At 51.8% G+C, this 4,694-nt stretch carries 10 protein-coding genes; all 10 read right to left on the bottom strand.

Annotated features, from left to right (window positions below; genetic code table 11):
• Position 1: 1 nt before the first annotated feature.
• Positions 2-388, bottom strand: a complete 387-nt coding sequence (locus tag L5462_RS04100) for a DUF1959 domain-containing protein (protein ID WP_237779550.1) — start codon at positions 386-388, stop codon at positions 2-4.
• Positions 389-390: 2 nt separating this feature from the next.
• On the bottom strand, positions 391-699 hold the full coding sequence (locus L5462_RS04095; RefSeq protein WP_237780013.1) for a DUF2104 domain-containing protein: 309 nt from the start codon (positions 697-699) through the stop codon (positions 391-393).
• A gap of 30 nt (positions 700-729) precedes the next feature.
• Positions 730-981 (bottom strand): energy-converting hydrogenase A, subunit K, encoded by a 252-nt coding sequence (locus L5462_RS04090; protein WP_237779549.1) that lies wholly within the window; start codon positions 979-981, stop codon positions 730-732.
• Positions 982-1,004: 23 nt separating this feature from the next.
• On the bottom strand, positions 1,005-1,868 hold the full coding sequence (locus L5462_RS04085) for a respiratory chain complex I subunit 1 family protein (RefSeq protein ID WP_237779548.1): 864 nt from the start codon (positions 1,866-1,868) through the stop codon (positions 1,005-1,007).
• Between the two features lie 85 nt (positions 1,869-1,953).
• A complete protein-coding gene (locus tag L5462_RS04080) occupies positions 1,954-2,169 on the bottom strand; it encodes a DUF788 domain-containing protein (protein ID WP_237779547.1) in 216 nt (71 codons plus the stop codon).
• Between the two features lie 10 nt (positions 2,170-2,179).
• Positions 2,180-2,851, bottom strand: coding sequence for a proton-conducting transporter membrane subunit (locus L5462_RS04075; protein ID WP_237779546.1), 672 nt, complete (start codon positions 2,849-2,851; stop codon positions 2,180-2,182).
• Positions 2,851-3,513, bottom strand: coding sequence for an EhaG family protein (locus L5462_RS04070; protein ID WP_237779545.1), 663 nt, complete (start codon positions 3,511-3,513; stop codon positions 2,851-2,853). The genes L5462_RS04075 and L5462_RS04070 overlap by 1 nt, the downstream gene beginning before the upstream one ends.
• Positions 3,510-3,989: an EhaF family protein gene (locus tag L5462_RS04065; RefSeq protein WP_237779544.1), complete on the bottom strand. Its 480-nt coding sequence runs from the start codon at positions 3,987-3,989 to the stop codon at positions 3,510-3,512. The genes L5462_RS04070 and L5462_RS04065 overlap by 4 nt, the downstream gene beginning before the upstream one ends.
• Positions 3,986-4,246 (bottom strand): EhaE family protein, encoded by a 261-nt coding sequence (locus L5462_RS04060; protein ID WP_237779543.1) that lies wholly within the window; start codon positions 4,244-4,246, stop codon positions 3,986-3,988. Before L5462_RS04060 ends, L5462_RS04065 begins: the two co-directional genes overlap by 4 nt.
• Before the next feature lie 84 nt (positions 4,247-4,330).
• Positions 4,331-4,603, bottom strand: coding sequence for a DUF2108 domain-containing protein (locus tag L5462_RS04055; protein ID WP_237779542.1), 273 nt, complete (start codon positions 4,601-4,603; stop codon positions 4,331-4,333).
• Positions 4,604-4,694: the final 91 nt, after the last annotated feature.

Raw genomic sequence — 4,694 nt, 5'->3', positions numbered from 1 at the left:
GTTAAGCTTCAGCTCGGAGTATCTCATGGAGCCTCCTCTTCCCCTCAGCAAGGGCCTCCTGATATTCAGTTCCCGCAAGGATCATTCCGGTTATCTCATCCTTGAGTGTTTCTGCATCCTCAGCATCCACGATCTCCATGACATCCACGAGCCAGCAGAGCTGGAGGTCACTGTGCAGCCTCTCCTTTATGCACCTTGGCCTTGCAGACTCGAATCTGGGGTGGAGGGCCTCAAGGCTGGACATGTCCAGTTTATCCATGAGTATCTCCTGGAACTCCTCCAGGTCAAGTTCAAGTTCCTTGGAGAGTGGCTTCACAACATCCTCCTGCCACCGGTAACTTTCAATTATCCTCCTCTTCATGAGCCTCATGAGTTCTCCTTCATCCATAACTACCACCCCGGGGTTCCAGCCAGGATCCATATGATGAATGCCACCGCAGCCCCTATGACCGTCTCGTATCTACCATACCCTGGCCTCATACCGGCAACCAGGGCTACCATGAAGAACCCTGCAGTCCTTAAAAGGGGGGTGAAGGGTGCCAGGGCCGCATTCACAAGTACAACCCACCCCACAAGGGCCACTATAAGTGCCAGTGGGTCTATTTTTTCCTTCACAAATGGCTCCCTGTACTTCCGGTAGCTTAAGAGCAAACCTATTACCGAGCCAGCGATAAAGGAAACCGTGTATACCAGGTACATTTCATACAATACTATCACCAGTGAATTTGATTATACTGGTCTGTAGAGGACCAGGAATGAAATTATGAAGAGTGCCAGTGCCGCGAAGAAGGCAACCCTTTCAAGTTCCTCTGAGAGTTCAGAGAACCTTTCACTGCCCGACATGAGCAGGAGCACCACGAATATGGCTGCAAGAACTGTGACCGGTATTACAGATATCCTCTGCAGGATGGCTGCAAGCATGCTCACGATTATTACTCCACCTGCGACAAGTGCCGTGAGTACCGTTAGACCTTTCTCCATTAAATCCCCTCTCTAAATTACTATCACATTACAAGCATAAGAATGATGGACCCGGCTATACCTACAAATGCAAGGAGGACCTGTATGGCCACAGAGTGGTTGGGGTTCAGCATGGGTGTTGTTGCGTTTATGAATGCCGTCACCGCCGTGATTATCACCATTCCCAGGATGTAGAGCGGCAGACTCAGACTGCCTATGAATACCGTGAGGAATATCCACAGGAGCATGTACCATGCTATGGACTCTGAGATCATCAGGTACCCCCTGAGGACCCCGAAGTGCTCTGTTTCATATCCTGATATTATGTCCTTACCCTTGGTTATGGAGAATGGTGAGTACGGTGCCTTTGAGAGTATGAGTACAAAGAACATCATGGCCGCCAGGGGGAGCTCAAGTATGAGTGGCCCGTGGATGCTCTGGTAGCCTATGATGTCCGATATTATCATCGTCCTGGTCTCCAGGTATATGATGGCGAGCACCGCAAAGAGTGGCAGCTCGGCTGCAGCAGAGAACACTGCACGGACACAGCTGAGCTTACCGTACGGTGAACCGGATGATGATCCTGCATTGTGCTCAACGATCTTGTGGAGGGCGTATATCCCGAAGAAGAGCAGGAGTGAACCCTCAAGCACGGGCCCCACAATGACAGCGCTCACCCAGATACCGCAGAGTGTCGCCGCTATCGCCACATAGAATGGCATGGCAGCCGTCCTGGGGAACGATGACTCCTTTATGTAGAACTTGAGGGTGTGGAGGAGGTGCTGTATAACAGGGGGACCGGGTCTCCTCTGTATCCTCGCCATAACCTTCCTCTGGAACCCCAGAAGCAGGCTACCCACCAGAAATGCTATTGTAACGTTAACTATGATGTTTCCCATCAGATTCATCTCATCACCGCAACGTGAATGGTTCCAGCAACGTTAACTATGATGTTTCCCATCAGATTCATCTCATCACCGCAACATGAAATCATCAGTACCCTATGAATGGTTCGTTAACCCTCTCATCAGCCTCATCCTTCTCTGGCTCCGCCATGGAGAGTATCCCCACTGAGAGTATGAAGACCGGAATGAGGAATATTGCCACACCATACACCACCCACGCCGGTGGGTTGAATATGAGGGCATAGATTATCCCGCCTGCTGAGAGTATCATGGCAGTAAGGCTTCCTGCTTTAAGTTTATTCATGATCTCACCTTCAGAGTGCAACTATCAGTAAAACCTCAATTGCCCTCACAATCACCAGGAGGGAGCTGAGGTGTATTATGAGTATGAAGGGCGAACCCGGTGTGCGGAACATCTCCGCCTTGGTTGCATAGAAAGGTGCAACACCGGTCTCACCGATAACCCCCATCAGGAGCAGGATGCTCGCGAAGCCTATCATCTGGTTTCCCCCCATATGGGAGAGTTCAAGTAGGCTCAGTGTACCGGATGAACCAAGCACCATGGCCGCGCCCCCAAAGAGGGGGAGTGAGGCCATCATTGCTATCAGGCCATACTGGAATGCCGCATCAAGCACATCCACCTGTCTCACCGCTGAGACTATACCAATGTTCACTATCCCGATGAGTGCCACGAAGAGTGTGAAGTTGAAGAGGTCACCTGTAACCATCGCACCTGCGGTTGCAAGTCCACAGACGATTGCAAGGAACCTCCTGATCCTGAACTCGGCGGTGTCAACCTCAACCCTCCGGTTACCCAGTGTCCCGAACTCCGCCTCAACCTGGATCTCTGTCCAGCTTATGGCTATGAGGAATGTGAATATGAGGACAGATGCAAACATGAAGAGGTTGAATGGTGTGAGGTAAAGAACTATGTCCCCGAAGGGTATCTGGCCCAGCAGCTCACCACCAAGGGATGCTATATCCATCATTCATCACCCCCTGCTTCCATGATCTCCTCCCTTGCAAGGACCCCGATGAGGCCCATCTTGCTCGCCACCTTGATCAGTATACCGCAACCTGAAAGGAATAGGGCGGGGAGCCAGAGCTGTGGTGCTGTGAAGAATATTATGAAACCTGCAAGCCAGAGGCACCAGGTTATACCTGAGACACCAGCTATACCATTCCACTCAGCCACCGGCAGGCCACGGGCCTTCCTGGTTGCAGCGTAGAACAGCACACCTGCACCTGCAACCGCACCCCCTGTGAAACCTGTGAGGAACACACCGTAGGCTATGAGTACAAGGGCCAGGAAGTTGGGGGCGGTCCGGAAGACCTCAAGTTCCATGGGGACGTGTTCAATCTCCTCCACCTCCCCCCGGATCCTCATCTCCCTTGAGATGAGTATCTCTGAGATGGCCATTATCTCCGCCAGTTCAACCACCAGGCCGGGGAGTATGAGGGCCTCCGCCAGGTCGGTTCCAACCGCTGCAACGATGACGAGCATGGCTATTCCCACTATATCTGTGATTATGAGTGCGCTGAGGTCGTTCTTCTGGAATGATATTCCGAGGAGCGCTATGAACCCTGCTATGAGTCCCGTGTAGACCGCCGGGACGAAGAGTGAAACTGTGAATTCCGGTACCATCATGGTTTACGCCTCCTCATGGTGAAGTTAAGGGCGACCCATGACGCTATGGTGAATGCCATCATGAGTATGCTTGACTCGAGGACCGTGTCAAGGCCCCTGGTGTAGTAGAGTATCTCATCTATGAGGCCCCCGGGGGATGAGTATATTGAGGTCCCGAAGTAGTAGGTCAGGCCCTTTAGAGCTATCGCCACTGGCGATAGATAGGCTGTGATCTTACCCAGGTTAACCTCAAACTGGGGGTACTGGGACTTCACGTTACCTGGTTCCTTGAGTGGAACTCCCCCACGGTCGTAGGGTGCCAGGGGGTCCTTGCTGTTAATCTGCTCCTGTGGAAGTGGCCTCGGGTAGAGCTGATTCTCATTCAGTGTTAAAGGCACCAGAAAACCCACAAGGAGCACGAGTCCAAGTGAGAAGGCGAATAGACGGGGTATCCTCTTGGGGTTCGCCAGTTCGTTGAGGATTCTTCCAAGGCTCATCCTTCCACCCCCATCTCCTCGAGCCTTATGACGGCCCTGAGGAGTACAAGTGTCATGATTGTTGTGGCCGCTATGAAGGTGAGGAGTGCCAGTGTGTGGTTGTAGGTGAGGAATATGAGTGAAACACCAACCGCCGGTATCTCAGTGTTCAGTATCCTGACGATGGGGTCCCTTACACCGGGACCTGTGACGGTTGCAATGGAGCCTATTATTACAAGGGCGGCCCCTGCATAGAACCATATCTGGGTTTCAAGCAAGTTTCCCACCTCTTACATCCATTAAGTGGACATCAGACAAGATCCTCACCCCTCGCTGCCCTCACATCAGAGTACACATTAACATCAGACAAGATCCTCACCCCTCGCTGCCCTCACATCATTTATTCTCATAACAGCCATGAGCAGTATCACAGTTGATATTGGGTCGAAGAGGGCCGCTGCCGTGGCCACGTCAAGGTACCTGGCTGCCGCGAGGACCATCACAAAGCCCCCCTGGAGTAGAGAGAACATTATTATCTTATCAAGGGGCCTTGGAAGGAGTATGATGCCTGCGGCACCTGTGAATATCACGAAAATTCCTGTGTTTGTAAGGTTAATGAGGTCAAGCGGATTCATAACCATCACCAGCAAAATCTTCACCTAATCCCTCAATGAGGTCAAGCGGATTCATAACCATCACCAGCAAAATCTTCACCTAATCCCTCAA

It is taken from the genome of Methanothermobacter sp. K4 (assembly GCF_022014235.1).
GTDB lineage: Archaea > Methanobacteriota > Methanobacteria > Methanobacteriales > Methanothermobacteraceae > Methanothermobacter.
The sequence above is the reverse complement of the archived record's forward strand: the minus strand, read 5'-3'. Positions and strand labels throughout refer to the sequence as shown.

Coding starts and splice junctions, on each gene's coding strand:
- L5462_RS04090 (WP_237779549.1), bottom strand. CDS start 981: ATGGAGAAAGGTCTAACGGTACTCACGGCACTTGTCGCAGGTGGAGTA.
- L5462_RS04065 (WP_237779544.1), bottom strand. CDS start 3,989: ATGAGCCTTGGAAGAATCCTCAACGAACTGGCGAACCCCAAGAGGATA.
- L5462_RS04085 (WP_237779548.1), bottom strand. CDS start 1,868: ATGAATCTGATGGGAAACATCATAGTTAACGTTACAATAGCATTTCTG.
- L5462_RS04100 (WP_237779550.1), bottom strand. CDS start 388: ATGGATGAAGGAGAACTCATGAGGCTCATGAAGAGGAGGATAATTGAA.
- L5462_RS04075 (WP_237779546.1), bottom strand. CDS start 2,851: ATGGATATAGCATCCCTTGGTGGTGAGCTGCTGGGCCAGATACCCTTC.
- L5462_RS04080 (WP_237779547.1), bottom strand. CDS start 2,169: ATGAATAAACTTAAAGCAGGAAGCCTTACTGCCATGATACTCTCAGCA.
- L5462_RS04055 (WP_237779542.1), bottom strand. CDS start 4,603: ATGAATCCGCTTGACCTCATTAACCTTACAAACACAGGAATTTTCGTG.
- L5462_RS04095 (WP_237780013.1), bottom strand. CDS start 699: ATGTACCTGGTATACACGGTTTCCTTTATCGCTGGCTCGGTAATAGGT.
- L5462_RS04070 (WP_237779545.1), bottom strand. CDS start 3,513: ATGATGGTACCGGAATTCACAGTTTCACTCTTCGTCCCGGCGGTCTAC.